The following is a 24,842-nucleotide window of genomic DNA, read 5'->3' on the forward strand; positions in this document are numbered from 1 at the left end:
AGTCCAGAAGCTGCCCTCAGAACACGGGCTGGCCAATGGATCATGGCCAGACCGGTGCGCCGTCCAGCCCCGCCGTTTCCGGCAGGCCGCAGATCAGATTCGCATTCTGCACCGCCTGCCCGGCCGCGCCCTTGCCAAGGTTGTCGACCACGCCCATCGCAATCACCAGCTCGCGCTCCGGATCGGCCGCATAGCTGACGAAGGCGAGGTTCGAGCCGGTCGCCCATTTCGTCTGCGGCGGCCGGTCGGTCACCCGGACGAAGGCCCGCCCGGCATAGAAGCGCCGCGCCGCCTCCAGGCATTGCGCCGTGGTGGCGCGGCCGCGGCAGTAGATGGTGGCGAGGATGCCGCGGGTCATCGGCACCAGATGCGGCGTGAATACCAGCCCGGCCGCGCTGCCGCCGCTCAGCCGCTCGATCGTCCTGGCCATCTCGGGCATGTGGGTGTGCCGGAGCAGGCCATAGGGCACCAGGTTCTCATTGCTCTCGGCAAAGCCGAAAGCGCTCTCCCCGCCGCCCCGGCCGGCCCCGGAAATCCCGGTCTTGGCGTCGATCACGATGTTGCCCGGCTCGATCAGCCCGTCGGCCAGCAGCGGCGCCAGCGCGGTCAGCGTGGCCGCGGGAAAGCAGCCGGGGTTGGCAATGCGGGTCCGACCCTCGATTTGGTTGGGCCAGACATCGGCCAAGCCATAGGCCCAGCCTTCGGCGTAGCGGTGGTCCCCCCCGATATCGACGATCTTCACCGCCTTGGGGACGCGCGCCAGCGCCTCGGCCGAGGCGCCCGTGGGCAGTGACGCGAACAGCACGTCGAGCGCCGGCAGGGTGGCGGGGTCCCACCTCTCGATCACCAGCCCGGCCAGCCTGGCCGACACGCCGGGAAAGCGGTCCTCCAGGCGGCTGCCCGCACTGCCCTCGCCAGCGGCATGGACGAGTTCGAAGGACGGGTGGCCGGCGACGAGGCGCAATGCCTCGCCGCCGCCGAAGCCGCTGATCCCGACGATGCCGACACGGATGCTCATGGAAATGTCCTTCTGGGATTCGGGCAAACAAAAACCCCCGGAGCCGAGGGCTGCGGGGGTTCAGGAATGCGGGCCGAGGTGGCTTCGGCGGGTGGGGCCTATGGCGAGGCCAGCACCGCACAAGAACATGCCGATCGACGCGCAGCCCGAGGAGCCGCCGCTTGGGTGCAGCGACGTCGGCGTCGGTCAGAGAGGTTCCGGTTCCCGGGCATGTGCTGCGAGACTGTCGTCACCGAAATGCCCCGTCAAGTGGAATGCCTGCCGCCCAGCGTCCTTGCGCCCCGCCGCCCTGTAAGCTTCCGTATCCTTCGGCATCCTTTCCCCGCCCCCACCGTTCCCGCCCCGGAGGATGATGCAGAATGGGTCTGAGGATCGAAGACTACGCCCTGATCGGCGATGGCGAGACCGCGGCGCTGGTCGGGCGGGACGGCTCGATGGACTGGCTCTGCCTGCCGCGCTTCGACAGCGCCGCCTGCTTCGCCGCGCTGCTGGGCGGCCCCGAGCACGGCCGTTGGAAGATCGCTCCGGTGGCCGAGATCCTGCGGGTAACCCGGCGCTACCGGCCCGGCACCCTGGTGCTGGAGACCGAATTCGAGACCGCCGACGGCGTCGTCGCGCTGGTCGACTGCATGCCGCTGCGCAACGGCGCGGCCGACGTGCTGCGGCTGGTCGAGGGGCGCCGCGGCCGGGTCGCCATGGCGATGGACCTCGGCATCCGCTTCGACTACGGCGCCCTGATCCCCTGGGTGCATCGCGGGCATGACGGCACGCTGCTGGCGGTCTGCGGCCCCGACCAGCTCGCCTTCCGCAGCTTCGTGCCGGTGCGCGGGCAGGATTGCCGCACCGTCGCCGAGTTCACCGTCAGCCCCGGCGAATGCATCCCTTTCCACCTGGTCTGGACGCCCTCGCACAAGCATCCCGGACCGGCCGTGGACGCCGCGGCCATGGTCGCCAGGACCGAGCACCACTGGCAGGACTGGCTGGCCTCCTGCCGGATCGACGCCGGCAGCCCGCATCCGGAGATGGTGCGGCGCTCGCTGCTGACGCTGAAGGCGCTGACCTATGCGCCGACGGGGGGCATCGTCGCCGCGCCCACCACCTCCCTGCCGGAGACCCTGGGCGGCAGCCGCAACTGGGACTACCGCTTCTGCTGGCTGCGCGACGCGGCGCTGACCCTGCACGCGCTGGTCGGCGCCGGCCACCTGACCGAGGCCGAGGCCTGGCGCCGCTGGCTGCTGCGCGCGGTCGCCGGCAGCCCCTCCCAGGTGCAGCCGCTCTATGGCCTGGCCGGCGAGCACCGGACGCCGGAGCAGATCCTGCCCTGGCTGCCGGGCTACGAGGGCTCGGCCCCGGTGCGGATCGGCAATGCCGCCGGCAGCCAGCTCCAGCTCGACGTCTTCGGCGAGGTGATGGACGCCTTCTACGCCGCCCGGAAGGTCGGCCTGCCGCCGATGCCCGAGGGCTGGGCGATGACCAAGGCCATGCTCGCGCACCTGGAGCAGGTCTGGCGCGAGCCCGACGAGGGGATCTGGGAGGTGCGCGGCCGCCGCCGCCACTTCGTGCAGTCCAAGGTCATGGTCTGGGTCGCCTTCGACCGGGCGCTCCGCTCGGCCGAGGACTTCGCCCTGGACGGCCCGCTGGAGCGCTGGCGCCTGCTGCGCGACGCGGTGAAGGCGGAGGTCTGCGCCGAGGGCTTCAATGCGGCCATGGGCAGCTTCACCCAGAGCTACGGCGACACCGCGCTGGACGGCAGCCTGCTGCGGCTGCCGCTGGTCGGCTTCCTGCCGGCCGATGACCCCCGCATCATCGGAACCGTCGCCGCCATCGAGCGCGGGCTGATGGAGGACGGGCTGGTGCTCCGCTACCGGCCGGATGCGGCGGTGGAGGGGATGGCGCCGACCCGGGAGGGCACCTTCCTCGCCTGCACCGGCTGGCTCGGCGAGGTCTATGCCCTGCAGGGCCGGCAGGCGGAGGGGCTGGCGGTGCTCGACCGGCTGGTCGGCCTGGCCAACGACGTCGGCCTGCTGGCCGAGGAATACGACACCGTCGCCCGGCGGCAGGTGGGGAATTTCCCCCAGGCCTTCTCGCATCTCGGGCTGGTCAGCCTGGCCCTGGCCCTGGGGAGGAGCACGGCGCGGCCGCCGGCCGCCTAGCCGTTACTCCTCGCGCGCCCCCTCCGCGATGAGCCGGGCGCGCATGGCGGGGGGGATCGGCACCTTCTCGCCGCTGCCGTTGACGATCAGCACCAGCACGGTCCGGCAACTGAAGACGAGGCCCTGCTTCCAGACCGCATACTCATGCGTGAAGCTGGTCCGCCGGATCGTGCCCGGGCGCAGGGTCGTCGCCACCGCGTCGTCGAAGGCCAGCGAACGGAGGTAGCGGGCCTCGATCTGGCTCACCACCGGCCCGGGCGCGCCGAGTTCGAACCGCCCGCCGAGCGTCAGCCAGTGGGAGACGCGGAGGTCCTCGCAGAGTGTCAGGTAGGCGGTGTTGTTGGCATGGGCATACTGGTCGCATTCCGACCAGCGCACCCGGTGCCGCCGGATCATCGCCCAACCGCCCTCGATGCCGAATTCGGCCCGCTCCGCATCCGTCATGCCGCTGTCTCCCGTGCCGCGGCACTCTGCCCTGCCGGCCGCCGTGCCGGAAGGCTGGACGCGTGGGGCCCGGCTGGCGCAGGCTGCAACAAAATACGGCCCGGGAGGGGACCATGCTGTCACGTCGCGGCGCGATCGCCGCCGGCCTCGCCTTGCCCGCGGTGGCCCGCGCCCAGTCCAATTGGCCGCTGGCCCGGCCGATCGAGGTCTTCGTCCCCTTCCCCGCCGGCGGCGGCGTCGACACCATGGTGCGCGGCATCGTCGCCAGTGTCGCGCCGCGCCTGCCGGGCTCCCGCTTCGTCGTCACCAACCGCCCCGGCGCCGGCGGGCAGCTCGGCTTCGAGGCGAATTTCAACGCCGCCCCCGATGGCTATACCCTGGGCGCCGCCACCAATACCGCGATGAACGCGATCAGCATCGAGCGCGCGCCGCGCTATCGCCCGGCCGAGTTCACCTGGATCGCCAATGTGGTCGACGACCCCGCCGGCTTCTGGGTCCACCCCGACAGCCCCTGGAAAAACCTCGCCGACCTCGCCGCCGCGGCGAAGCAGCAGCCCGAGGCCTTCGGCGTCGGCACCGCGGGCGTCGGCTCGGACGACCACATCCTGCAGATCGCCTTCGAGAATGCCACCGGCACGCGGCTGATCCACATCCCCTACAACGGCACCGGCCCGACGCTCCGGGACCTGCTCGGCGGCCGGCTGCCGATCGGCAGCTTCAACATGGGCGAGGGCATCGGCCTGCTGCGGGAGGGCCGCATCCGCTGCCTCGGCCAGGCCGGGCCGCAGCGCTGGAGCGAGATGCCCGACGTGCCGACCTTCCGCGAGCAGGGCCTCGACATCCTCGGCGGCAGCGCGCGGGGGATCGCCGGCCCGCCCGGCATCCCGGCCCCGATCCGCGACGCGCTGCGGGAGGCCTTCCGCGCGGCGCTCGCCGACCCGGCCTTCGTTGCCGAATCCGCCCGGCTGAACCTGCCGCTGCGGCCGCTGATCGGCGACGACTACGGGCGGATGATGGCCGCCGATCTCGCCTCGCTCCAGGCGCTCTGGCAGCGCCGGCCCTGGAAGGAGGGCTGAGCATGCGCCGCCGGACCCTGCTGGCCGCCCTGACGGCCCCCGCCATCGCCCGCGCGCAATCGGCCTGGCCCGGCGAGCGGCCGATCGAGGTCATCGTCCCGGTGCCGCCGGGCGGCGGGCTGGACGCCATGGCCCGCATCCTGATGCCGCATGTCTGCAGCCACCTCGGCGGCGGGGCGCGCTTCATCGTGGTCAGCCGTCCCGGCGCTGGTACCCAGATCGGCAACGAGGCGGTCTTCAATGCGGCACCCGATGGCTACACGCTCGGCGCCATCACCGCTCCGGCCCTGCCGGCGCTGCCGATCGAGCGCAGCGTCCGCTACCGCACCGCGGAGTTCGCCTGGATCGCCAATGTGGTCGAGGACCCCAATGCCTTCTTCGTCGAGGCCGCCTCGCCGCTGCGGAGCCTCGGCGACCTGGCGGCGGCGGCGAAGGCCAAGCCCAGCGCCGTCTCCTACGGCAGCACCGGCGTCGGCGGCGACGACCACATCGCCATGCTGGCCTATGAGGCGGCCCAGGGCCTGCCGGCCATGGTCCACGCCCCCTTCCTCGGCAGCGCCCCGGCGACCCAGGCCCTGCTCGGCGGGCATATCGACCTGCTGGTCGGCAACATCAGCGAGGCCATCGCCCTGCAGCGGGATGGCAGGATCCGCGCGCTGGGCGTCGCCGCACCGGCCCGCTTCGACCCGCTGCCGGCGGTGCCGACCTTCCGCGAGCAGGGCTTCGACTTCGTCGCCGGCGCCTCCCGCGGTTTCGTCGGCACGCCGGGCATGCCGGGCACGATGCGGCAGCGCTACGAGGCCGCCTTCACCGCGGCCCTGGCCGAGCCGGCTTTCCTCGCCGATGCGGCCCGGCTGGCGATGCCGCTGCGGCCGCTGATCGGCGGCGCCTATGCCGCGATGATCAACGAGATGGAACTCGCGCTGCGCGCCCTGTGGCAGCGCCATCCCTGGAAGGACTCCTGATGGTTTCGCGTCGCGGGCTGGCTGCGCTGGCGGTTGGAATGGCGGCCCCGGCGGTGCTGCGGGCGCAGGCGGCCTGGCCGGGCGACCGGCCGATCGAGGCCATCGTCCCCTACCCGCCCGGCGGCGGCGTCGACATCATGACCCGGCTGATGATGCCCCTCGTCGCGGCGCAGGTCGGCGGCCGCAGCGTTGTCACCAACCGGGCCGGGGCCGGCGGCCAGCTCGGCTTCGAGGCAATCTACAACGCGGCGCCGGACGGCTACACCATCGGCTCGGTCACCGCCCCGGTGCTGCAGGCCATCCCGATCGAGCGGGCGGTGCGCTACAGGCCGCTGGAATTCAGCTTCCTCGCCAATGTGGTGGAGGATGCCAATGCCTTCCTCGTCGCCGGCGCCTCCCCCCTCAGGTCCCTCGCGGATGTCGCCGCGGCGGCCAAGGCACGGCCGGGGACGCTGAACTACGGCACCACCGGCGTCGGCTCGGATGACCACATCGCCATGCTGGCCTTCGAGGCGGAGGGCAAGCTGCCGCCGATGACGCATGTTCCTTTCGCCGGCGCCGCTCCGGCCATGCAGGCCCTGCTCGGCCGCCACGTGGACCTAGTGGTGGGCAATGCCTCGGATGGGCTGGGGCTGACCAAGGAAGGCCAGGTCCGGACCCTGGGCCAGGCCTCGCCGGCTCGCTGGGCGGCGCTGCCGGAGGTGCCGACCTTCCGGGAGCAGGGCTTCGACGTGGTGGCCACCGCGAGCCGCGGCTTCGTCGGGCCGCCTGGCCTGCCGGCCCCGATCCTCGCCCGGCTGGAGGCGGCCTTCGCCGCCGTGCTGGCCGATTCCGCCTTCCTACGGGAAGCGGAGCGGCTGGCCCTGCCGCTGCGCCCGCTGATCGGCCCAGCCTACCGGGGCATGGTGGCGGAGATGGATGCCTCCTTGCAGAGCCTTTGGCACCAACGCCCCTGGCGGGACTGAACCCGAACGCGAATACTGCGACATGTTGCTTTTTTGCAGCCCCTGGCAAAGCAGCCGCCGCCACCACGGGCCAGCCGTCCTATCCGGCCTCGAACCTCGGTTTTTCCGGGAGGCCCGGGCGCTGACGGGCCTTTCGGCCCGGACCGGGCATGGCTCTGAGCGAAGATCGGGCCAGAGCTAGGCCTTCACAAACCAACAGGTTGAATTTAGACTTCAGTTCTTCGCGACAGGACAGTCTTCGCGAGAGGACAGGGGCACCACGTGGCTGTTCGGGACCACCGGGCGCAGGCTGATGCGCCTGCAAGTTTGGTCGCCGCCCCCGCTTCCGCAAGCTTGGCAGAGCCCCGTCGCCTCCTGCCGGTCAAGCCGCGCACGATGGTCGAGCAGGCGGCCGAGGCCATCGTCGCCGCCGCCGTCCGCGGCCTCTTCCTGCCGGGCGACCGGCTGGTCGAAGCGGAGATCGCCCGCGACCTCGGGATCAGCCGCGTGCCGGTGCGGGAGGCGCTGCGGCTGCTGGAAAGCCAAGGGATCGTGGCCAGCACGCCCTACAAGGGCATGCGGCTGATGCAGGTAAGCAACGCGGGCGTGGCGTCGCTTATGCGCCTCCGCCTCGCCCTGGAAAGCCTCGCGGTCCAGGAGGCGTTGCGGGCCTCCGGCGGCGCAGAGCGCTTCGCCCGCATGTCCCTGGCGGCCGAGGTCTATGCCCAGGCCTGTCGGCTCGGCGACCCGGCTCCCATCGTGCTGGCGGACGAGGATTTCCACGCGGAGCTGTGCCGGGCTTCCGGCAACGCGCCGCTGCTGGCCTTGTGGCAAAGCCTGGCACGGCAGCTCGCGGTGATCTGGGGCCTGGCGCAGCAGGGCGGCCCCCGGGCCGCAGCCGAGGAGGAGCACCGCACCCTGGTCGCCGCCATGGAAGCCGGGCAGGAAGCGGTGGCCCTGGCGACGCTCGACCTGCACATCAACTGGCACCGGCAGATCAACTTCGAGCAGGTGGTGGCCGAACGCCGGCTCCGGCCGGCCGGGTTGTAGGACCGTTTCCTTCCAGGCCACGGCCTAGGCGCAGGACCGAGATCGGCTCTTGCCCCAGGCCGGCCGCGGCGGGACGATGCGGCACGCATCACCCGCGGGAGCACCGCCATGTCGTCACGCTACCAACCGACCCCCCATACCTCCCAGCACTGGGAGATCCGCAAGCCCGCGGCCCGCGGCGGCGGGGGCATGGTCGTCTCCCAGGTGAAGGTGGCGGCCGAGGCCGGCGCGGCGATGCTGGCCGCCGGCGGCACCGCGGCGGATGCGATCGTCGCCACCGCCTTCGCCCTGGCGACGCTGGAGCCCTGGAACAGCGGCCTCGGCGGCATCGGCTTCGCGCAGGTGATGCGTCCCGGCATGGCGGTGGCCGAGACCTTCGACTTCGGCCCGGTCGCGCCGGCCGGGCTGGACAGCAGCGCCTTCCCGCTGACCGGCCGGATGAAGCAGGACCTCTTCGCCTGGCCGGAGGTCGAGGGCGACCGCAACATCCACGGGCCGCTCTCCTTCGTCATCCCCTCCTCGGTCGCCGGCTATGCGCTGCTGCACGAGCGCCACGGCCGGCTGCCGATCCGCGAGGTGCTGGCCCCCGCCGTGGCGCTGGCGCAGCGCGGCCTGCCGCAGGATTGGTACACCACGCTGAAGGTCGCCGCCTCGGCCGCGGTGCTGCGGCTCTACCCCGAATCGGCGCGGATCTACCTGCGGGACGGGCTGCCGCCGGTGGCACCCTACCAGGGCACCCCCGGCTTCTTCACCCTGGGCAACCTGCCGGCGACGCTCGAACGCCTGCAGCAGGCCGGGCTGCGGGACTTCTACGAGGGCGAGGTGGCGGCGCAGATCGCCGCCGACGTGCGGGAGATGGGCGGCGTGCTCTCGGCCGCCGACCTGGCGGGCTGCCGGGCCCGGGTGCTGCCGGCGACGGCCGTGCCATGGCGTGGCCGGACACTGATGCTGGCGAATGGCCTGACCGCGGCGCCGACCACCGCGCGGGTGCTGGAGCAGATGGCGGATGCGCCGCTGGGCGCGGCCCCCTCCCCCGCTTGGTACGGCCAGCTGGCCCGGGCGATGCAGGTCGCCTATGCCGAACGCCTGGCCGGGCTGGGCGAGGCCGAGCCCAAGGGGGCCGAGACCTGCACCACCCATATCACCGCCTGCGACAAGGACGGGATGATGGTGGCCATGACCACCACCCTGCTGTCCTCCATGGGCTCGCGGGTGGTGCTGCCGAAATCCGGCGTGCTGATGAACAACGGGGTGATGTGGTTCGACCCGACCCCGGGGACGCCGAATGCCATCGCCCCGGGCAAGCGGCCGCTGACCAACATGTCCCCCTTCATCCTGGCCGCGGGCGACCAGCCGGAGATGGCCGGCGGCGCCTCGGGCGGCCGGCGGATCATGGCCTCGGTGCTGCAGCTGCTGGCCTTCGTCGCCGATTTCGGCATGGACCCGGAAGCCGCGGCGCATCACCCGCGGATCGATGTCTCGGGGCCCGATGGGCTGACCGCCGACCGGCGACTGGCGCCCGAGGTGCTGGCGGCCCTGGTGGCCGCGGGGGCCGGAGAGCCGGAGGTCGTGGAGCATTCGGTGATGCCGCTGAACTTCGCCTGCCCCAACCTGATCCGGCGCGGCCCGGACGGCGAGGTCGTCGGCATCAGCGATGCGATGAGCCCCTGGAGCGCCGCCGTCGCCGGGTAGCCGCGGCGGCCGGCGCCGCACCTTGCCGCTGCGTCATCCTTGGGCAGGCGCCGGCCCGGCGGCCCAAGGCTCAGGCAGCCTGATCCTTCACGTGGCGCGCCACCTCGGCATGGGTGGCGAGCCATACGTCGCCCTTGGCCTTCATGTGCTGGACCAGCCGGTCGAGCAGGGCGATGCGGCTGCGATGGCCGACGACATGCGGGTGCATGGTCAGCAGGAACATGCCGCCTTCCGCATGGGCGCCCTCGAATTCGGCGCGGAAGATCTCCTCGACTGCCGAGGGCGCCGTATAGGGGCGCAGCGCGCTGAAGCGGATGAAGTTGAAGTAGGGCGCGTCGTCGCGGATCCACTCCGGCGGCAGCTCGACGATCCCGGTCGGCGCGCCGTGGTCGAGCAGCTCGTAGGCGTCATCGTCGGCCATCAGGCTGCTGTCATACAGCAGGCCGAGTTCCCGGATGATGGAGAGGGTATCGACCGAGAAGTCCCAGCTCGCGGTGGGGATGCCGACCGGGCGGCGGCCGGCGAGCCGCTCCAGCACATCCGCGGCGCGGAAGGTGAGGTCGCGTTCGACGCCGGGCGGCAGCGCGGTATTCGCCTCATGGATCCAGGAATGGATGCCGATCTCATGGCCCTCGTCGGCGACCGCCCGGATCTCGTCGGGGTGCAGCAGGGCCGATACCGCGGGGTAGAAAAAGCTGGCGCGGAGGCCATAGCGGGCCAGCAGCGCCCGGATCCGCGGGACGCCCTGGCGGTTGCCGTACTGGCCTGATGCGCATCGGGCTGCTGTCGGCGTCGCGCAGCGGGATGGTCTCGTGGTCGGCGTCGAACGAGAAGGTGACGCAGCAGCGGGCGCCTCCGGGCCAGCCGCGCGGCGCCAGGCTGCGGCCGGCCCGGGCGTTGCCGACCAAGTGGCGCCAATGCGCTTCCGGCCATTCCCAGGGGTGCGGCGTGCCTGCCTTGGCGGTCTCGTCCGGCATCCCGGCATCTCCTGCGAAAGCCCGTCGTGGCATGCGAATTGCTGTTCGGCAATCAGCTTAAAGCAATAGGGGCGCGACTATGGATATCGGCGTTTTCATCCCCATCAACAACAACGGCTGGCTCATCTCCGCCAACTCGCCGCAATACATGCCGAGCTTCGAGCTGAACAAGCAGGTGGTGCAGAAGGCCGAGGGCTACGGCCTCGACTTCGCCCTGTCCATGATCAAGCTGCACGGCTTCGGCGGCAAGACCGAGTTCTGGGACCATGGGCTCGAGAGCTTCACCCTGATGGCCGGCCTCGCCGCCATCACCTCGAAGATCAAGCTCTATGCCTCGGTCGCGGTGCTGACCATCCCGCCGGCGATCGTGGCGCGCATGGCGACGACAGTCGACAGCATCTCGGGCGGGCGCTTCGGGGTGAACATCGTCTCGGGCTGGCACAAGGTGGAATATAGCCAGATGGGCATGTGGCCGGGCGACGCGTATTTCGGCCGCCGCTACGACTACAGCACCGAATACGTCCGCATCATGCAGGACCTCTGGAACACCGGAACCAGCGACCTCAGGGGCGAGTTCTTCCAGATGGACGCCTGCAAGATGAGCCCGGCCCCCTCGGTGCCCATCAAGCTGGTCGCCGCCGGGCAGTCCGACCGCGGGATGGAATTCGCCGCGAGCTACTGCGATTACAATTTCGCCCTGGGCGAGGGCGTGAACGAGCCGCAGAAATGCATCGACGTGCCGCGGCGGATGCTGGCGGCGGCGGCCAGGACCGGGCGCGATGTCGGCTCCTACATCCTCTACATGGTCATCGCCGACGAGACCGACGAGGCGGCGATGGCCAAGTGGGACAGCTACAACGCCGGCGCCGACCGCGAGGCGCTGGCGCATCTGCTCGGCCATGCCGCGGCCGACGTGCATACCGAGGCGACCTCGATGGCGGCGGCGATCCAGCGCTCCGCCTCGCCGATCAACTTCAACATGGGCACGCTGGTCGGCAGCTATGCCAACGTGGCGCGGATGCTGGACGAGGCCGCGACCATGCCGGGGGTGAAGGGGCTGATGCTGACCTTCGACGATTTCCTCATCGGCATGGACGCCTTTGGCCAGCGGATCCAGCCGCTGATGCAATGCCGCCGGCACGTGATGGCCGCCGCCGCCTGAGGCGCGGCGGAGGGCGCCGTTGCGCATCGGGTCCGGGGCTTTCATCCGCCCGGGCGGCGGCGCAGATTGCCCGCAGCCGCCGCAGGACCCGTGATGACCCAGACCGACCCCGCCTTGATGTCCGCCGAGACGCTGCTGGCGCTCTATGCCCGGCGGGCGCTCAGCCCGGTGGAGGTACTGAAGGCGGTGACCGAGCGGGTCGCCCGCTACAACCCCTGGGTCAATGCCTTCGCCGCCCTGAATCCGCGCGCGCTACAGGCCGCGGGGGAGAGCGAGGCGCGCTGGATGGCCGGCCGGCCGATCGGGCTGCTCGATGGCGTGCCGGCGACGGTGAAGGACCTGCTGACCCTGTCGGGCTTCCCGACCCGCCGCGGCAGCAAGACGACCGACGCGACCCCGGCGACGGAGGATGCCCCCGCCGTCATGGGGCTGAAGCAGGCCGGGGCGGTGATCCTCGGCAAGACCACCACCACCGAATTCGGCTGGAAGTCGCCGGGCGACTGCCCGCTGCATGGCATCACCCGCAACCCCTGGAACCGAGACCGCACCGTGGGCGGGTCGAGCAGCGGCGCCGGCGCGGCCGGGGCGGCCTGCTTCGGGCCGCTGCACCTCGGCACCGATGCCGGGGGGTCGGTCCGCATTCCCGCGGCCTTCTGCGGCCTGGTCGGGCTGAAGCCCAGTTTCGGGCGGATCGCGCAATGGCCGCTGGGCGCCTTCGCCAATGTCGCCTGCGCCGGGCCGATGACGCGCACGGTGCGGGACAATGCGCTGATGTTCTCGGCCCTGGCCCAGCACGACCTGCGCGACCCCTTCTCGCTGCCGGATGAGGCGCAGGACTGGCGGCGGGGAATCGAGGACGGCGTCGCCGGGCTGCGCATCGGGGTGGTGCGGCGGCTGGGCTTCGCGCCGCCGATCGATGCCGATGGCGAGGCGGCGCTGGTCGGCGCGGCGCGGCTGCTGGAGGACCAGGGCGCCATCGTCGAGGAGGCCGATCCCGGGCTGCCGGATACCCGGGCCATCTTCGGCCGGGTCTGGGGCGTGGCCCTGGCCCGGCTGGTCTCGACGATCGCGCCGGAGCGGCGGGCGCTGCTCGATGCCGGGCTGGCCGAGGTGGCGGAGCGCGAGGCCGGCATGAGCGCGGTCGATTTCCTCGGCGCCGAGGCGCTGCGGCTCGAGGCGGCGCACGCCATGGCGCGGTTCCACCAGCGCTACGACCTCCTGCTCTGCCCGACCACGCCCACCGCCGCCTTCGCCGCCGACCAGCCGACCATCCGCCCGGCCGAGGCGCTGTGGCGCGACTGGGCGCCCTGGACCTTCGCCTTCAACCTGACCCGGCAGCCGGCCATCAGCGTGCCGATCGGCCTCGACGAGGCGGGAATGCCGCGGGCGGTGCAGCTTGCCGCGGCGCTCTACCGCGATGACCTGGTCTTCCGCGGGGCGCGGGCGCTGGAGCGGGCGGCGTCCATCCCGATCGCCGAGCCCGCCTGAAGGGGGCCCGCCTGAGCACGGGGCCGGCCCTGGCGCGGTTGCGCCGGGATCGGCATTCCCGGCACACTCGGCCAGCGAGGGAGATCAGTAGATGCGCCTGGTGACTTACAAGCGGCCCGGTTGGGCCGGTGGGCGGGTTGGCGCGCTACGGGCCGATGGGGCGGTGCTCGACCTGTCGGCGGCGGACCAGGCGGTGTCCTGGGACCACATGCCGGCGCTGATCGCCGGCGGCGAGGCGATGCTGAAGCGGGCCCGCGCCGCGGCGGCGCAGGCGGCGGTGGTGGAGGATGCGGTGCTGCTGGCGCCGATCCCGCGGCCGATGAAGAACATCTTCTGCGTCGGCAAGAACTACCACGAGCATGCCAAGGAATTCGCCGGCTCCGGCTTCGATGCCACCGCCAAGGAGGTGGTGCCGGAGGCCCCGGTGGTGTTCAGCAAGCCGCCGACCTCGGTCAGCGGCCCTGGCGATACCATCCCCTCCTTCCTCGACCCGACCGGGAGCGTCGACTACGAGGGCGAGCTGGCGGTGGTCATCGGCAAGGGCGGCCGCGGCATCGCCAAGGCCGACTGGGCGCAGCACGTCTTCGGCTACACCATCGTCAACGACGTGACGGCGCGGACCCTGCAGCACAAGCACCGCCAGTGGATCCTGGGCAAGGGCATCGACGGCTTCTGCCCGATGGGCCCGGCCATCCTGACCGCCGACGAGGCGCCGGACCCGACGAAGCTGCGGCTCACCACCCATGTGAACGGCGAGAAGCGGCAGGATGCCCTGGTCGCCGACCTGATCTTCGACATCCCGACCCTGATCGAGGCGATCTCGGCCGGGATCACCTTGGAGCCGGGCGACATCATCGCCACCGGCACGCCGGCGGGGGTGGGCATCGGATTCCAGCCGCCGCGCTTCCTGAAGCCCGGCGACGTGGTGCGGATCGAGGTGGCCGGGATCGGCGTGCTGGAAAACACGGTCGCATGAGGCGCCGGGCGCTGCTGGCCGGGGCGGTCGCGCTGCCGGCGGTGGCCCGGGCGCAGGACTACCCAAGCCGCCCGGTCTCCATGGTGGTGGCCTTCCCACCCGGCGGCCAAGCCGATGTGGTGGCGCGGCCGGTGGCGGCGGGGCTCGAGCGGCTCTGGCGCCAGCCGGTGCCGGTGGTGAACCGGGCCGGCGCGGCGGGCGAGATCGGCAATGCCTTCGTGGCGCGCGCGGCCCCCGACGGGCTGACCCTGCTCATGGCCCTCTCCTCCCTGGCGATCCTGCCGGAGGCGACGCGGCTGTTCGGCCGGGCGCCGGCCTATGAGCTGGACCAACTCGCCCCGGTCGCACTGTTCACCGCCGACCCCACCGTGCTGGTCGTCGCCGCCGATGCGCCTTGGAAGACGCTGGCCGAGTTCCTCGCCGATGCGAAGCGCCGGCCGGGGGCGATCTCCTATTCCTCCTCGGGCAACTACTCGGCCCTGCACGTGCCGATGGCGATGCTGGCCAAGGCCGCGGGGATCGAGCTGCTGCACGTCCCCTTCCAGGGCGGCGCCCCGGCACTGACCGCCCTGCTGGCCGGCCAGGTGCAGGCGCTGGCGAGCGGGCCGGGGCCGATCGCCCCGCATATCCGCGACGGCAGGCTGCGGGCGCTGGCAAGCTGGGGCGCGCAGCGGCTGGCCGGCTACGAGGCCGTGCCGACCCTGATCGAGAGCGGCTTCCCGGAGGCGGAATTCTACATCTGGGCCGGCGTCTTCGCCCCCGCCGCGACCCCTCCCCCCGTGCTGGCGGCGCTGCGCCAGTCGCTCGGGACCGTGGCGCGGGACGCCGAGGTGCAGCGGGCGCTGTCCGCCGGCGGCAATACCCTGGATTACCGGGACGGCGCCGCCTTCGAGGCCTTCTTCCGGACGGATGCGGCCCGGCTGCAGCGCGCGGTGCAGCGCATCGGCCGGGTTGAATAGCGCGGATCCATCGCCGGCCCGGCTCAGAACCCCAGCTTCTCCAGCGCCATGGCCTGCGCCACCCGAAGCCGCGTCCGCAGGCTGGGGGCATGGCCCCAGGCGCTGGTGGTGGCGCTTTCGCCAGGCGCGGCGTCCTCCGACGCGGCGAAATCCTGGCTGTCGCCGCCGATCTCGATATCGAACCCTGAAGGGGACCCGGCATAGAACGAGGTCGTGCCATCCGGCGGCGGATGCTGGCCGAGGTCCAGGCTGAAGGGAATGCCGGCCCGCCGCGCCCGGTCGGCGGCCCGCAGGACGGTGAGGATATCGGGCGCCTCGAACATGACATGGCCCAGGCGGCGCCGGCTCGGCACGTTCAGCACGGCGATGCTGTGGTGCCGCCGCGCCCCGCCGAGGAAGCCGCCGCGCAGCGCGATCGGGCCAAGCCGGGTGCGGAGGGTCTCGTTCAGGCGGAAGCCGATGACGTCGCCGTAGAAGGCGGTCAGCGCCTCGGGCTCGGCATGCGCCAGGGCGACATGGCCGACCGGCCAGGACTCCGTCGCCACATCCTCTCCATCCTGCAGCAGCAGTTCCAGCCGGTTCCCGGCGGGGTCCTCGCATTGGGCAGCACGCAGGACGCCGGGCCGCTCGATCGGCTCGGCCACCACGCCCCGCGCCGCGAGCCGCGCGAGTGCCGCCTCGAATTCCGCCGGCGCGGACCAGGCAAGGCCGAGCGCCACCAGGTCGTCGGCCCGGCCGGGACGAATCCGCAGCGCCCGCGACATGCTGCCGAAGCTGCCGGGCTCGAGCCACTCGACCCTGGCGCGGCCCTCCGAGACCGAAGCCAGGAAGCCTTTCCAGCGGTCCGGCCGCCGGACCTCGATCGTCACATGGGCCAGGCACACGCCGGCCGACGCCTTCTCCATCGTCCTACCCTCCGCGTCTTGCGGCCGGCTTGGTAGCGGCATTGCTTGCGCTGCCGGAAGCACCGCTCTTGCAGGATCATTCCCCGAAAATGGAGAATGGGCCGCATGTACGACTGGAACGACCTGCGGGTCCTGCTGGCGGTCGGGCGGCAGGGATCGACCCTCGGCGCGGCCCGGCTGCTGCGCACCAGCCAGTCCACCGCGGCGCGGCGCATCGCCGCGCTCGAGGCGGCGCTGGGCGTCACTTTGTTCGAGCGCCGCCAGGAGGGCTACCGGCTGACCGAGCAGGGCCGCGGCCTGTTCGCCGAAGCGGCGCGGGTGGAGGCGGCGGCGCTCGCCCTGGCCGATGCCGCCGCCGCCATGGCGCGCGGCGCGGCCGGGACCCTGCGCGTGACGACCATCGACATCGCCGCCAGCGCCCTGATCCTGCCCGGCCTGCCGGAATTCCAGGCGGCGCATCCGGCAGTGCATGTCGATCTGATCGCCGGCGACGAGATGCTCGACATCGCCCGCGGCGAGGCCGATGTCGGCCTCCGCTTCGGCCAGCGCCCGGGCGACCCGGCCCTGGTCCTGCGCCGGCTCGGCCGCATCGGGGTCGGGCTGTACTGCAGCCGCGACTATGCCGCGGCGCAGGGCCTGCCGGCCGATGCCGCGGCGCTGGACCGGCATGCGCTGATCCGCGGCATCGGCCATATCGATACCCGGCCGCAGCATCGCTGGCTCGCCGAAGTGGCGCCGCGCGCGCGGATCGCCCACCGCAGCAACAGCACGCTCGGCATCCTCGATGCGGTCCGCCGCGGCATCGGCATCGGCTCGCTGCCGTGCCTGATGGCCGATGCCGATCCGACGCTGCTGCGGGTCCTGCCGCCCATGCCGGAATTCGCCGCCGAGGTCTGGCTGGTCACCGCCGAGGCGACCCGCCGGCTGCCGCATGTCCGGGCCTTCGTCGACTTCTTCGCCCCCCGGCTGCGCCGGCAACTGGCCGCGGCCGGCGCCTGAGGGGTTGCCTCGCCCGGCCCCGCGGCACAGGCTCCGCCGCAGATCTGTGCCCAGCGAGGACCCATGCACGCCGAAACGACCGAAGCCACCATCACCGCCTGGCTCGCCACCCAGCAGGAGGCCATGCTGGGCGTGCTGGAAGCCATGGTGAACACCGATGGCGGCAGCTACGACAAGGCGGGCGTCGACGCCGTGGGCGGCATCGTCCAGCGCTTCATGTCGGAGCGCGGCATCCCGGTGGAGGTCGTCCCGCGCGAGAAGCATGGCGACTGCCTGAAGGCCATGGTCGCCGGCGAGGACCGCCTCTCCCGCGGCAATGCCCGCGAGAAGATCGTCCTCATGGGGCACCGGGATACGGTCTTCCCCAAGGGCGAGCCGGGCCGCCGGCCCTTCCGCATCGAGGGCGGCATCGCCTCCGGCCCCGGCGTCGCCGACATGAAGGCGGGGCTGGTGATGAACATGTTCGTCCTGGCCGCCTTCCAGCAATTCGGCGGGGCGCCCGGGCCGCTGCTCGGCCTGTTCACCGGGGATGAGGAGATCGGCAGCCCGGAGGGCCGCGCCGTCATCGAGAGCACCGCCCGCGAGGCCCGCGTGGTCTTCAATTCCGAGCCCGGCCGACCCAATGGCGGCGTGGTTACCGGCCGCAAGGGCGGGGTCTTCTCGGTCTTCGACATCGAGGGCAAGGCGGCCCATTCGGGCGGCAATTTCGAGGCCGGGATCAGCGCCATCGGCGAGCTGGCGGCCAAGATCACCGCCATCCATGCGCTGACCGACCTCGAGCGCGGCATCACCCTCAACGTCGGCCTGGTCTCCGGCGGGCAGAGCGTGAATACCGTGGCGCCCTGGGCGCAGGGGCAGATCGACCTGCGCTACCGGGAGCCCGCCGACCGCGACGAGGTGATGGGCAAGATCCACGCGATCATCGGCCGGTCCTTCATCCCCGGCACCAAGTCCACGCTGACCATCCGCGGCGAATTCCTGCCGCTGACCCAGACCCCGGCGGCGGCGAAGCTGTTCGAGATGTACCAAACGGCCGCGGGCGAGAGCGGCCTCCGCATCACCGGGGAGTTCAGCGGCGGCTGCGCCGACAGCGGCTTCACCGCGGCGGTGGGCGCGCCGACCATCTGCGCGGTCGGCCCGGTCGGCGGCAAGGCCCATAGCCCGGAGGAATACCTGGAGGTGGCGAGCCTGGTGCCGCGGGCCCAGGCGATGGCGCGGGCGATCCTGCGGCTGGACCGGGCGGGGCTATAGGCAGGCGGCCCCACCAGCTGACGGACCAGCCGTGAGTGCCGCATTGACAGTGGGGGTGGCGATGGCCGAAGGGTCCGCCATCGCCCCCTAGGGGCCTTCCTGGAACCCCCCGTCCCTTGTCCTATACCGTCCACGAGATATTCCTGACCGCGCAGGGCGAAGGCGCCAACCTCGGGCGGACCGCGGTCTTCATCCGCTTCGCCGGCTGCAACCTGTGGTCGGGGCGCGAGGAAGACCGGGCAACCGCCGTCTGCCGCTTCTGCGATACCGAGTTCCGCGGCGGGACCCGGCACGACGCGGCCAGCCTGGTCGCGGCGGCGGCGGCGCTGTGGCCCGCCGGGGCTGGGCACCGCCTCGCGGTGCTGACCGGCGGCGAGCCGCTGCTGCAGGTGGATGCGCCGCTGCTGGCGGCGCTGCGCGCGGCCGGCTTCACCGTGGCGATCGAGACCAACGGCACGCTGCCCCTGCCGGCGCCGATCGACTGGGTCTGCGTCAGCCCCAAGGCCGGGGCACCGCTGGCGCTGGCGGAGGCCGACGAGCTGAAGCTGGTCTATCCCCAGGCCGGCATCGGGCCGGCCGAGCTGGCCGGCTTCCCGGCCGGGCTGCGCTGGCTCTCGCCCATGGATGGGCCGGAGCTGGCCGAGAATACCGCCGCGGCAGCCGCCTATTGCCGGGAGCATCCGGAATGGCGGCTGAACATCCAGGCGCATAAGGCCTGGGGGGTGCGGTAGCCCCCAGGCCCGCGCGCGCCGCCCCTATTCGAAGCGGTTCGACTTCGGGAAGCCGTTCGGCGGCAGCTTGCCGGCGGTGGCGCGGTTGCCGCGCCAGGGGCTGGTATCGGCCTCGGTGCGCAGGCGGTCGCCGAGGCGCCAGCTCAACCCCTCCTTGCGGGTGAAGACCTTGGCATCCGCGAGGCCGCCGTCCTTGTAGGATTGCAGCTGCACGCCGCGACCGCGCGCCATGTCCGGCACCTGCTCCAGCGGGAAGACCAGCAGCTTGCGGTTCTCGCCGAGCACGGCGACGGTATCGCCTTCCGCCCGCTTGCAGACCGCGGCCTCGCGGCCGGGCTCCAGCACCAGCACCTGCTTGCCGGTGCGCTTCTCGGCGACGAGGTCGTCCCCGGCGACGAGGAAGCCCTTCCCGTCGGAGGCAGCGACCAGGTAGCGCGCGGCCTCGGCATGGACGAAGAAGGCCAGGACCGCATCCTCGTTGGTCATCTCGACCAGCAGGCGGACCGGCTGGCCGTCGCCGCGGCCACGCGGCAGCGCCTCCGCCTTCAGGGTATAGGCCTTGCCGTTGGTGGCAAAAAGGATGAGGCGGTCCGTGCTCTGGGCATGCACCGCGGTATGCAGCCCATCGCCCTCCTTGAAGCGCAGCTCGGCATCGGCGGCGAGATGGCCCTTCTGCGCGCGGATCCAGCCCTTCTCCGAGAGGATCACGGTGATCGGCTCGCGCTCGACGAAGGCATTCTCGTCGATGACGATGCTGGGCTGCAGGCTGCCGGTCGCGGTGCGGCGATTGCCGAGCGGGCCGGAGCCGAAGGCCTTGCGGGTCTCCTCGATCTCGGCCGCGATGGCGGCCCAGCGCTTGGTCTCCGAGGACATCAGCCCCTGCAGCGCCTTCTGCTCCTTGGTCAGCTTGGTGTGCTCGCGCCGGATCTCCATCTCCTCGAGCTTGCGCAGGCTGCGGAGGCGCATGTCGAGGATGGCATTGGCCTGCACCTCGGTCAGCTCGAAGGTCCGCATCAGGGCTTCCTTCGGCTTGTCCTCCTCGCGCACGATGCGGATGACCTCGTCGAGGTTGAGGTAGACGATGAGGAAGCCGCCCAAAATCTCGAGCCGCCGGGCGATGGCGGCGAGCCGGTGCTCGGTGCGGCGGACCAGCACGACGTGGCGGTGGTCGAGCCAGGCGCGCAGCACCTCCCGCAGGCCCATGACGCGCGGGGTGCGGTCGGCATCAAGCACGTTGAGGTTCAGCGGGATGCGGTTCTCGAACTGGGTGGCGCGGAACAGCGTCTCCATCAGCATCGCCGGGTCGATGTTGCGGTTCTTCGGCTCCAGTACGATGCGCACCACATCGGTGCTCTCGTCGCGGATGTCGGCCAGCAGCGGAAGCTTCTTCTCCTCGAGCAATTGGGCGACCTGCTCGATCAGCTTGGCCTTGGCGACCTGGTAGGGGATCTCGTCAACGACGATGGTATAGGCGCCGAGCTTGCCCTCGACGCGCTGCCACTTGGCCCGCACCCGGAAGCCGCCGCGGCCGGTCTCATAGGCGTCGCGGATCGCCTCGGGGGATTCGATGAGCACGCCGCCGGTCGGGAAGTCCGGGCCCGGGATGTGCTTCAGCAGCTCGGTGGTGGTCGCGGCGGGGTTGGCGATCAGCTCGAGCGCGGCGCCGCAGAGCTCGCCGGCATTGTGCGGCGGGATGGAGGTCGCCATGCCGACCGCGATGCCGGTCGCGCCATTGGCCAGCAGGTTCGGGAAGGCGGCAGGCAGGACGACGGGCTCCTGCTCCTCGCCGTCGTAGGTCTGGCGGAAGTCGACCGCATTCTCGTCGATGCCGGCCAGCAGGGCCTCGGCGACGGTGGTCAGCCGGGCCTCGGTGTAGCGCATGGCCGCGGCGTTATCGCCGTCGATATTGCCGAAATTGCCCTGGCCGTCGACCAGCGGATAGCGGGCGGCGAAATCCTGCGCCTGGCGGACCAGGGCCTCGTAGATGCTGGAATCGCCGTGCGGGTGGTACTTGCCCATGACGTCGCCGACGATGCGGGCGCATTTCTTGAAGCCGGCGGCGGGGTCGAGCTTGAGCTGGTGCATCGCCCAGAGCAGCCGGCGATGCACTGGCTTCAGCCCGTCCCGCACGTCCGGCAGCGAGCGGGACATGATGGTCGACATGGCATAGGCGAGGTATCGCTCGGAGAGCGCCGCCGCGAGGTGGGTATCGCGGGTGCCGCCGCTGTCGCCGGCGGGCGGGAGGGTCTTGATGTCGTCGGGCATCGGATCCGCCAGTTTCGTGCTTTGTTCTCACGGGCAGTCTAGCCGAGCGAGGCCGCCATGGCCACCCGGTCCTGCAGCATGCCCCGGGCGACGGGCAGGCCCCGCTGCTGGTGGCCGAAGGCGTCGCGGCCGAGGAAATGCCCGGTCAGCCGCAGCCCGGCCAGGCATTCGGCGAGGCTGGCCGGTCCCGATTGCCCCAGCAGGAAGCGCGGCAGCGGCAGCAGCCGGTCGGCCCAGGGGGCGCCGGCGGCGGCGCTGACGGCCCGGCCGGTGCGGGGGGAGACCAAGGTGAGATCCTCGACGCCGCCGGTCAGGGCGCAGCGGGCGAGGTCGAGGCCGTAGCCCAGCTCGGTCAGCAGCTCGGCCTCCCAGCGGATGTAATCCGGCAGGGCGGCGGCGGTCCCCTCCCCCAGCCGGGCGATCAGCGTGACCAGGCCGTGGAAGCACCGGGGATGCGGCTCGCGTTCCGGCAGGGCACCCTCGGCCACGGCGCAGGCGGCCGAGAGCAGGGAGAGCGACAGCGGGTCCTCCATGGCCAGGGCGGCGGCGGGGTGGACCATCTCGCCCGAAAGCGCGCCGAGCTGGTCCGGCAGCCGGGCCACCCAGCGGGCCTCGACCAGGTTGCCCGGCAGCCACACGGCGGACTGCGCGCGGGAGGCACCGCCCTTGGCCAAACCGGCGTGGCGGCCTAGCGCTTCGGTCAGCAGGCTGACCACCGCCCCCGATTCGCCCAGCGGCCGGGTGCCGAGGACGATCGCCGGGCCGTTCCATTCGGTGCTCATGCCGACTGATGTGGGGCAGCGGTGGCCAGCGGGGAAGGCCGGATCCCGCTTCTGATAAGGACGTGCCCGTTTGCTCACCATCCACCCCGGCCCGGCCGCTCCAGGTCATGTGCCGCCCCATTTGCCGTCCGATGCGGTCTGGCTCGACCTGCTGAACGGCAGCGCCGAGGAGAAGGCCTTCGTCGAGCGGGAGACCGGCCTCCGGGTGCCCGACCTCGACAGCCTGCGGGAGATCGAGAGCTCCAGCCGGCTGGTGGCGGATGGCGAGGTGCTCTACCTCAGCATGCCCATCATCTCGCGCGGCGACGGGCCGAAGCCGGTGGTCTCGGTGCTGGGGCTGGTGCTGTCGCCGAAGGTGCTGCTGACCGTGCGCTTCGCGCCGATCGGCTCCTTCGACAGCTTCGCGGGCCAGTTCGGCCAGGCGGCGGACAATTCCTGCAGCTTCGGCGCCTTCGTCGGGCTGCTGGAGGCGATCATCGACCGCATCGCCGATGCGCTGGAACGCATCCGCGGCGAGCTGGACGGGATCTCCCATGCCGCCTTCGAGGCCGAGCAGCCGGAGCGGCATTCGCCGGCGCGGATGGACCGGGTGCTGCGGCTGTCGCTGCGCTCGATCGGGCGGATGGGGGAATACGTCTCGAACGTGCGGGACACCCTGCTTGGCGTCGAGCGCATCCTGCCTTTCGCGGCCGAACAGGCACGGCGCTGGATCCCCCCCGAGTACGACCACCGGGTCCGCACTCTGCGCCAGGACATCGCCTCGCTCAACGACTACGACGCGCGGCTGTCGGACAAGGTGCAGTTCCTGCTGGATGCGACGCTCGGCTTCATCAGCATCGAACAGAACAACACCATCAAGATCCTGACGGTGGTCTCGGTGGTCGGCATCCCGCCGACGCTGGTCGCCAGCATCTACGGCATGAATTTCAAATTCATGCCGGAGCTGGACTGGGCGCTGGGCTATCCCTGGGGCCTGGCGCTGATCGTCCTCAGCGGCATATTGCCGCTGGTGCTGTTTCGGGTGAAGGGGTGGCTGTGACGGCCACCCCTGCCCCCGCTACTGCAGGCTGCCGGCGAGCAGCGCCGAGACCTGCCGGGCGAAGCCGGCGGGGTCGCGCGGGGTATCGCCATCCTGCAGCCGGGCGAGATCGAGCAAGGTGCCGGCCGGTGCCTTGAGGTCGTCGCCGGCCTCGGCCAGTTCCGCCAGGCGGCGGATCAGCGGGTGCTGCGGGTTCACCTCCAGCACCGGCAGGCCGGCGCCGAAGCCGCGGCCGGCACGGCGCAGCAGGCGCTGCATCTGCAGATCCGGGCCATGCTCGGGCGCGGCGAGGACCACGGCGCTGTCGACCAGCCGGTCGGTGGTCCGGACCTCGGAGACCTCCGCCTCCAGTGCGGCCTTCAGCAGCGGCAGCAGCTTCGCCGTATCGGCCGGCGGCTCGCCCTCCGCGACCGCCGGGGCGATGGCGGAGAGGTCGACGCTGCCCTGGGTGATGCTGCGGATCGGCTTGTCCTCGAAGCTGTCGAGCCGTTCCGGCCAGAAGCTGTCGACCTGGTCCGAGAGCAGCAGCACCTCGACGCCGCGGGCGGCGAAGCCCTCGAGCTGGCTGGATTTCACCAGCGCATCCGGGTCGTCGCCGACCAGGATGTAGATGGCGGCCTGGCCCTCCTTCATCCGGGCGACGTAGTCGGGCAGCGAGGTCCAGCCCTCCTGGGTCGAGGATTTGAAGCGCAGCAGGGGGGCGATCTCCTTGCGGTGCTCGCTGTCCTCCCAGACGCCCTCCTTCAGGATCGGGCCGAAATTCTCGAAGAAGCCGGCATAGCTCTCGGCATCCTTGGCCCGGGTCTTCAGCTCGGAGATCATCCGGTTCGTGACGGCCTTGCGGATGCGTGCCAGCGCCGGGGTCGACTGCAGCATCTCGCGGGAGACGTTGAGCGGCAGATCCTCGGTATCCACCACGCCATGGACGAAGCGCAGCCAGTTCGGCAGCAGATGCGCCTCGTCGGTGATGAACATGCGGCGGACATGCAGGCGGACCCGGCTCTCGCGCTCGCCCTCCACGGCCTGGAAGGGCTTCATGCCGGGGATGAAGAGCAGGGCGGCGAATTCGGTGGTGCCCTCGGCGCGCCAGTGCAGCGTGGCCCAGGGCTTGTCGAAGAAATGCCCGATGTGGCGGTAGAAGTCGGCGTACTGCTCCTCGGTGACCTCGGACTTGGCCTTGCGCCAAAGGGCAGTGCCCTCGTTGGCGGGGGTGTCCTTGCCGTCCTCGGCAATGGTGATGGGGACCGTGATGTGGTCGGCCCATTTGCGGATGATGGTCTGCAGGCGCAGCGGCTCGAGGAACTCCTCGGCATCCGCCTTCATGTGCAGCACGATGGTGGTGCCGGGCTCCTCCCGCGTCGCGGGCGCCAGGGTGAAATCCCCCTGCCCGGCCGAGGCCCAGGTCCAGGCCTCCTCCGTGCCGGCGCGGCGGGAGGTCACCTCGACCCGGTCGGCGACCATGAAGGCGGAGTAGAAGCCGACGCCGAACTGGCCGATCAGGCTGGGGCGCTCGCCCGGCTTGGCATCGGCGAGCGACTGGGTGAAGGCGCGGGTGCCAGAGCGGGCGATGGTGCCGAGGTTCTTCGTCAGCTCCTCCTTGGCCATGCCGATGCCGGCATCGGTCAGGGTCAGGGTGCGGGCGGCCTTGTCCGGCAGCAGCCGGATGGCGGCATCGGCCGGCGGCGGGGTGACGGCCTCGGTCAGGGATTCGAAGCGGCGGCGGTCGATGGCATCGGCCGCGTTGGCCACCAGCTCGCGCAGGAAGATCTCGCGGTCGGAGTAGAGGGCATGGACCACCAGGTCCAGCAGGCGGCCGACCTCGGCGCCGAATTCATGCCGTTCGACGGTATCGCTCACGTCCTGTCTCCATGGTTGAAAGGCTTCGGCGGGCCGATATGCAAAACCGTCTCGGGGAGTTCAAGGGGGCGGGCCTCGAACCAATACGGCTACGACCCCGCCAACTTCA

Annotated in this window: 21 protein-coding genes; 14 read left to right on the forward strand and 7 right to left on the reverse strand. The window is 71.7% G+C overall.

Annotated features, from left to right (window positions below; translation table 11 throughout):
* Window positions 1-40: 40 nt before the first annotated feature.
* Entirely contained in the window at window positions 41-1,018 is a 978-nt protein-coding gene (gene argC, locus QWZ14_RS23125; protein ID WP_290319303.1) for an N-acetyl-gamma-glutamyl-phosphate reductase, read from the reverse strand.
* Window positions 1,019-1,377: 359 nt separating this feature from the next.
* Between argC and QWZ14_RS23130 the strand changes: the two genes are divergently transcribed.
* The gene (locus QWZ14_RS23130; protein WP_290319304.1) at window positions 1,378-3,171 is read left to right on the forward strand and encodes a glycoside hydrolase family 15 protein; all 1,794 of its coding nucleotides are present in this window, start codon (window positions 1,378-1,380) and stop codon (window positions 3,169-3,171) included.
* A gap of 3 nt (window positions 3,172-3,174) precedes the next feature.
* On the opposite strand, the gene QWZ14_RS23135 is transcribed toward QWZ14_RS23130, so the two are convergent.
* Window positions 3,175-3,615, reverse strand: coding sequence for an acyl-CoA thioesterase (locus QWZ14_RS23135; RefSeq protein ID WP_290319305.1), 441 nt, complete (start codon window positions 3,613-3,615; stop codon window positions 3,175-3,177).
* A 113-nt stretch (window positions 3,616-3,728) separates the two neighbouring features.
* Between QWZ14_RS23135 and QWZ14_RS23140 the strand changes: the two genes are divergently transcribed.
* The 5 genes from QWZ14_RS23140 to QWZ14_RS23160 all read left to right on the forward strand — a co-directional run bounded on the left by QWZ14_RS23140 (window position 3,729) and on the right by QWZ14_RS23160 (window position 9,342).
* Complete coding sequence (locus QWZ14_RS23140; RefSeq protein ID WP_290319306.1) at window positions 3,729-4,691, forward strand: Bug family tripartite tricarboxylate transporter substrate binding protein; 963 nt, start codon at window positions 3,729-3,731, stop codon at window positions 4,689-4,691.
* 2 nt (window positions 4,692-4,693) lie between these two features.
* Window positions 4,694-5,656 (forward strand): Bug family tripartite tricarboxylate transporter substrate binding protein, encoded by a 963-nt coding sequence (locus tag QWZ14_RS23145; protein WP_290319307.1) that lies wholly within the window; start codon window positions 4,694-4,696, stop codon window positions 5,654-5,656.
* Window positions 5,656-6,621 (forward strand): Bug family tripartite tricarboxylate transporter substrate binding protein, encoded by a 966-nt coding sequence (locus QWZ14_RS23150; RefSeq protein WP_290319308.1) that lies wholly within the window; start codon window positions 5,656-5,658, stop codon window positions 6,619-6,621. The genes QWZ14_RS23145 and QWZ14_RS23150 overlap by 1 nt, the downstream gene beginning before the upstream one ends.
* A 375-nt stretch (window positions 6,622-6,996) precedes the next feature.
* Entirely contained in the window at window positions 6,997-7,650 is a 654-nt protein-coding gene (locus QWZ14_RS23155; RefSeq protein WP_290319309.1) for a GntR family transcriptional regulator, read from the forward strand.
* Between the two features lie 108 nt (window positions 7,651-7,758).
* Window positions 7,759-9,342, forward strand: a complete 1,584-nt coding sequence (locus tag QWZ14_RS23160) for a gamma-glutamyltransferase (RefSeq protein ID WP_290319310.1) — start codon at window positions 7,759-7,761, stop codon at window positions 9,340-9,342.
* Between the two features lie 70 nt (window positions 9,343-9,412).
* On the opposite strand, the gene QWZ14_RS23165 is transcribed toward QWZ14_RS23160, so the two are convergent.
* Window positions 9,413-10,327, reverse strand: coding sequence for a polysaccharide deacetylase family protein (locus QWZ14_RS23165; protein WP_353959334.1), 915 nt, complete (start codon window positions 10,325-10,327; stop codon window positions 9,413-9,415).
* A gap of 71 nt (window positions 10,328-10,398) precedes the next feature.
* On the opposite strand from QWZ14_RS23165, the gene rutA reads away from it, so the two are divergent.
* The 4 genes from rutA to QWZ14_RS23185 all read left to right on the forward strand — a co-directional run bounded on the left by rutA (window position 10,399) and on the right by QWZ14_RS23185 (window position 14,904).
* Window positions 10,399-11,481, forward strand: a complete 1,083-nt coding sequence (rutA, locus tag QWZ14_RS23170) for a pyrimidine utilization protein A (RefSeq protein ID WP_290319311.1) — start codon at window positions 10,399-10,401, stop codon at window positions 11,479-11,481.
* A 93-nt stretch (window positions 11,482-11,574) separates the two neighbouring features.
* Complete coding sequence (locus QWZ14_RS23175; protein WP_290319312.1) at window positions 11,575-12,969, forward strand: amidase; 1,395 nt, start codon at window positions 11,575-11,577, stop codon at window positions 12,967-12,969.
* A 91-nt stretch (window positions 12,970-13,060) separates the two neighbouring features.
* Window positions 13,061-13,945 carry a fumarylacetoacetate hydrolase family protein gene (locus QWZ14_RS23180; protein ID WP_290319313.1) on the forward strand — a complete coding sequence of 295 codons (885 nt, stop codon included), beginning with the start codon at window positions 13,061-13,063 and terminating at the stop codon, window positions 13,943-13,945.
* Window positions 13,942-14,904, forward strand: coding sequence for a Bug family tripartite tricarboxylate transporter substrate binding protein (locus QWZ14_RS23185; protein ID WP_290319314.1), 963 nt, complete (start codon window positions 13,942-13,944; stop codon window positions 14,902-14,904). Before QWZ14_RS23180 ends, QWZ14_RS23185 begins: the two co-directional genes overlap by 4 nt.
* 23 nt (window positions 14,905-14,927) lie before the next feature.
* On the opposite strand, the gene QWZ14_RS23190 is transcribed toward QWZ14_RS23185, so the two are convergent.
* A complete protein-coding gene (locus tag QWZ14_RS23190) occupies window positions 14,928-15,809 on the reverse strand; it encodes a VOC family protein (RefSeq protein WP_290319315.1) in 882 nt (293 codons plus the stop codon).
* A gap of 105 nt (window positions 15,810-15,914) precedes the next feature.
* Here QWZ14_RS23190 and QWZ14_RS23195 point away from each other — a divergent pair, with 105 nt between their 5' ends.
* The 3 genes from QWZ14_RS23195 (at window position 15,915) to queE (ending at window position 18,790) form a co-directional block, all read left to right on the forward strand.
* Complete coding sequence (locus tag QWZ14_RS23195; protein ID WP_290319316.1) at window positions 15,915-16,808, forward strand: LysR family transcriptional regulator; 894 nt, start codon at window positions 15,915-15,917, stop codon at window positions 16,806-16,808.
* A gap of 63 nt (window positions 16,809-16,871) precedes the next feature.
* Window positions 16,872-18,059: a M20 family metallopeptidase gene (locus QWZ14_RS23200; RefSeq protein WP_290319317.1), complete on the forward strand. Its 1,188-nt coding sequence runs from the start codon at window positions 16,872-16,874 to the stop codon at window positions 18,057-18,059.
* A 116-nt stretch (window positions 18,060-18,175) separates the two neighbouring features.
* Window positions 18,176-18,790 carry a 7-carboxy-7-deazaguanine synthase gene (gene queE / locus QWZ14_RS23205; RefSeq protein ID WP_290319318.1) on the forward strand — a complete coding sequence of 205 codons (615 nt, stop codon included), beginning with the start codon at window positions 18,176-18,178 and terminating at the stop codon, window positions 18,788-18,790.
* A 24-nt stretch (window positions 18,791-18,814) separates the two neighbouring features.
* Here the strand turns inward: queE and parC are convergent, their stop codons facing one another.
* The gene (gene parC / locus QWZ14_RS23210) at window positions 18,815-21,055 is read right to left on the reverse strand and encodes a DNA topoisomerase IV subunit A (protein WP_290319319.1); all 2,241 of its coding nucleotides are present in this window, start codon (window positions 21,053-21,055) and stop codon (window positions 18,815-18,817) included.
* Window positions 21,056-21,093: 38 nt separating this feature from the next.
* A complete protein-coding gene (recO, locus tag QWZ14_RS23215) occupies window positions 21,094-21,837 on the reverse strand; it encodes a DNA repair protein RecO (protein WP_290319321.1) in 744 nt (247 codons plus the stop codon).
* 121 nt (window positions 21,838-21,958) lie between these two features.
* On the opposite strand from recO, the gene QWZ14_RS23220 reads away from it, so the two are divergent.
* Complete coding sequence (locus QWZ14_RS23220) at window positions 21,959-22,876, forward strand: magnesium transporter CorA family protein (protein ID WP_290319322.1); 918 nt, start codon at window positions 21,959-21,961, stop codon at window positions 22,874-22,876.
* Between the two features lie 18 nt (window positions 22,877-22,894).
* Here the strand turns inward: QWZ14_RS23220 and htpG are convergent, their stop codons facing one another.
* Complete coding sequence (gene htpG, locus QWZ14_RS23225; protein ID WP_290319323.1) at window positions 22,895-24,733, reverse strand: molecular chaperone HtpG; 1,839 nt, start codon at window positions 24,731-24,733, stop codon at window positions 22,895-22,897.
* Window positions 24,734-24,842 lie beyond the last annotated feature (109 nt).

Origin of the sequence: Paeniroseomonas aquatica (genome assembly GCF_030409335.1) — a bacterium.
Lineage (GTDB): Bacteria > Pseudomonadota > Alphaproteobacteria > Acetobacterales > Acetobacteraceae > Belnapia > Belnapia aquatica.

Bases quoted from the DNA above. Each gene is read 5' to 3' on its own strand.
- argC (WP_290319303.1), bottom strand. From the start codon at position 1,018: ATGAGCATCCGTGTCGGCATCGTCGGGATCAGCGGCTTCGGCGGCGGC.
- QWZ14_RS23130 (WP_290319304.1), top strand. From the start codon at position 1,378: ATGGGTCTGAGGATCGAAGACTACGCCCTGATCGGCGATGGCGAGACC.
- QWZ14_RS23135 (WP_290319305.1), bottom strand. From the start codon at position 3,615: ATGACGGATGCGGAGCGGGCCGAATTCGGCATCGAGGGCGGTTGGGCG.
- QWZ14_RS23140 (WP_290319306.1), top strand. From the start codon at position 3,729: ATGCTGTCACGTCGCGGCGCGATCGCCGCCGGCCTCGCCTTGCCCGCG.
- QWZ14_RS23145 (WP_290319307.1), top strand. From the start codon at position 4,694: ATGCGCCGCCGGACCCTGCTGGCCGCCCTGACGGCCCCCGCCATCGCC.
- QWZ14_RS23150 (WP_290319308.1), top strand. From the start codon at position 5,656: ATGGTTTCGCGTCGCGGGCTGGCTGCGCTGGCGGTTGGAATGGCGGCC.
- QWZ14_RS23155 (WP_290319309.1), top strand. From the start codon at position 6,997: ATGGTCGAGCAGGCGGCCGAGGCCATCGTCGCCGCCGCCGTCCGCGGC.
- QWZ14_RS23160 (WP_290319310.1), top strand. From the start codon at position 7,759: ATGTCGTCACGCTACCAACCGACCCCCCATACCTCCCAGCACTGGGAG.
- QWZ14_RS23165 (WP_353959334.1), bottom strand. From the start codon at position 10,327: ATGCCGGGATGCCGGACGAGACCGCCAAGGCAGGCACGCCGCACCCCT.
- rutA (WP_290319311.1), top strand. From the start codon at position 10,399: ATGGATATCGGCGTTTTCATCCCCATCAACAACAACGGCTGGCTCATC.
- QWZ14_RS23175 (WP_290319312.1), top strand. From the start codon at position 11,575: ATGACCCAGACCGACCCCGCCTTGATGTCCGCCGAGACGCTGCTGGCG.
- QWZ14_RS23180 (WP_290319313.1), top strand. From the start codon at position 13,061: ATGCGCCTGGTGACTTACAAGCGGCCCGGTTGGGCCGGTGGGCGGGTT.
- QWZ14_RS23185 (WP_290319314.1), top strand. From the start codon at position 13,942: ATGAGGCGCCGGGCGCTGCTGGCCGGGGCGGTCGCGCTGCCGGCGGTG.
- QWZ14_RS23190 (WP_290319315.1), bottom strand. From the start codon at position 15,809: ATGGAGAAGGCGTCGGCCGGCGTGTGCCTGGCCCATGTGACGATCGAG.
- QWZ14_RS23195 (WP_290319316.1), top strand. From the start codon at position 15,915: ATGTACGACTGGAACGACCTGCGGGTCCTGCTGGCGGTCGGGCGGCAG.
- QWZ14_RS23200 (WP_290319317.1), top strand. From the start codon at position 16,872: ATGCACGCCGAAACGACCGAAGCCACCATCACCGCCTGGCTCGCCACC.
- parC (WP_290319319.1), bottom strand. From the start codon at position 21,055: ATGCCCGACGACATCAAGACCCTCCCGCCCGCCGGCGACAGCGGCGGC.
- recO (WP_290319321.1), bottom strand. From the start codon at position 21,837: ATGAGCACCGAATGGAACGGCCCGGCGATCGTCCTCGGCACCCGGCCG.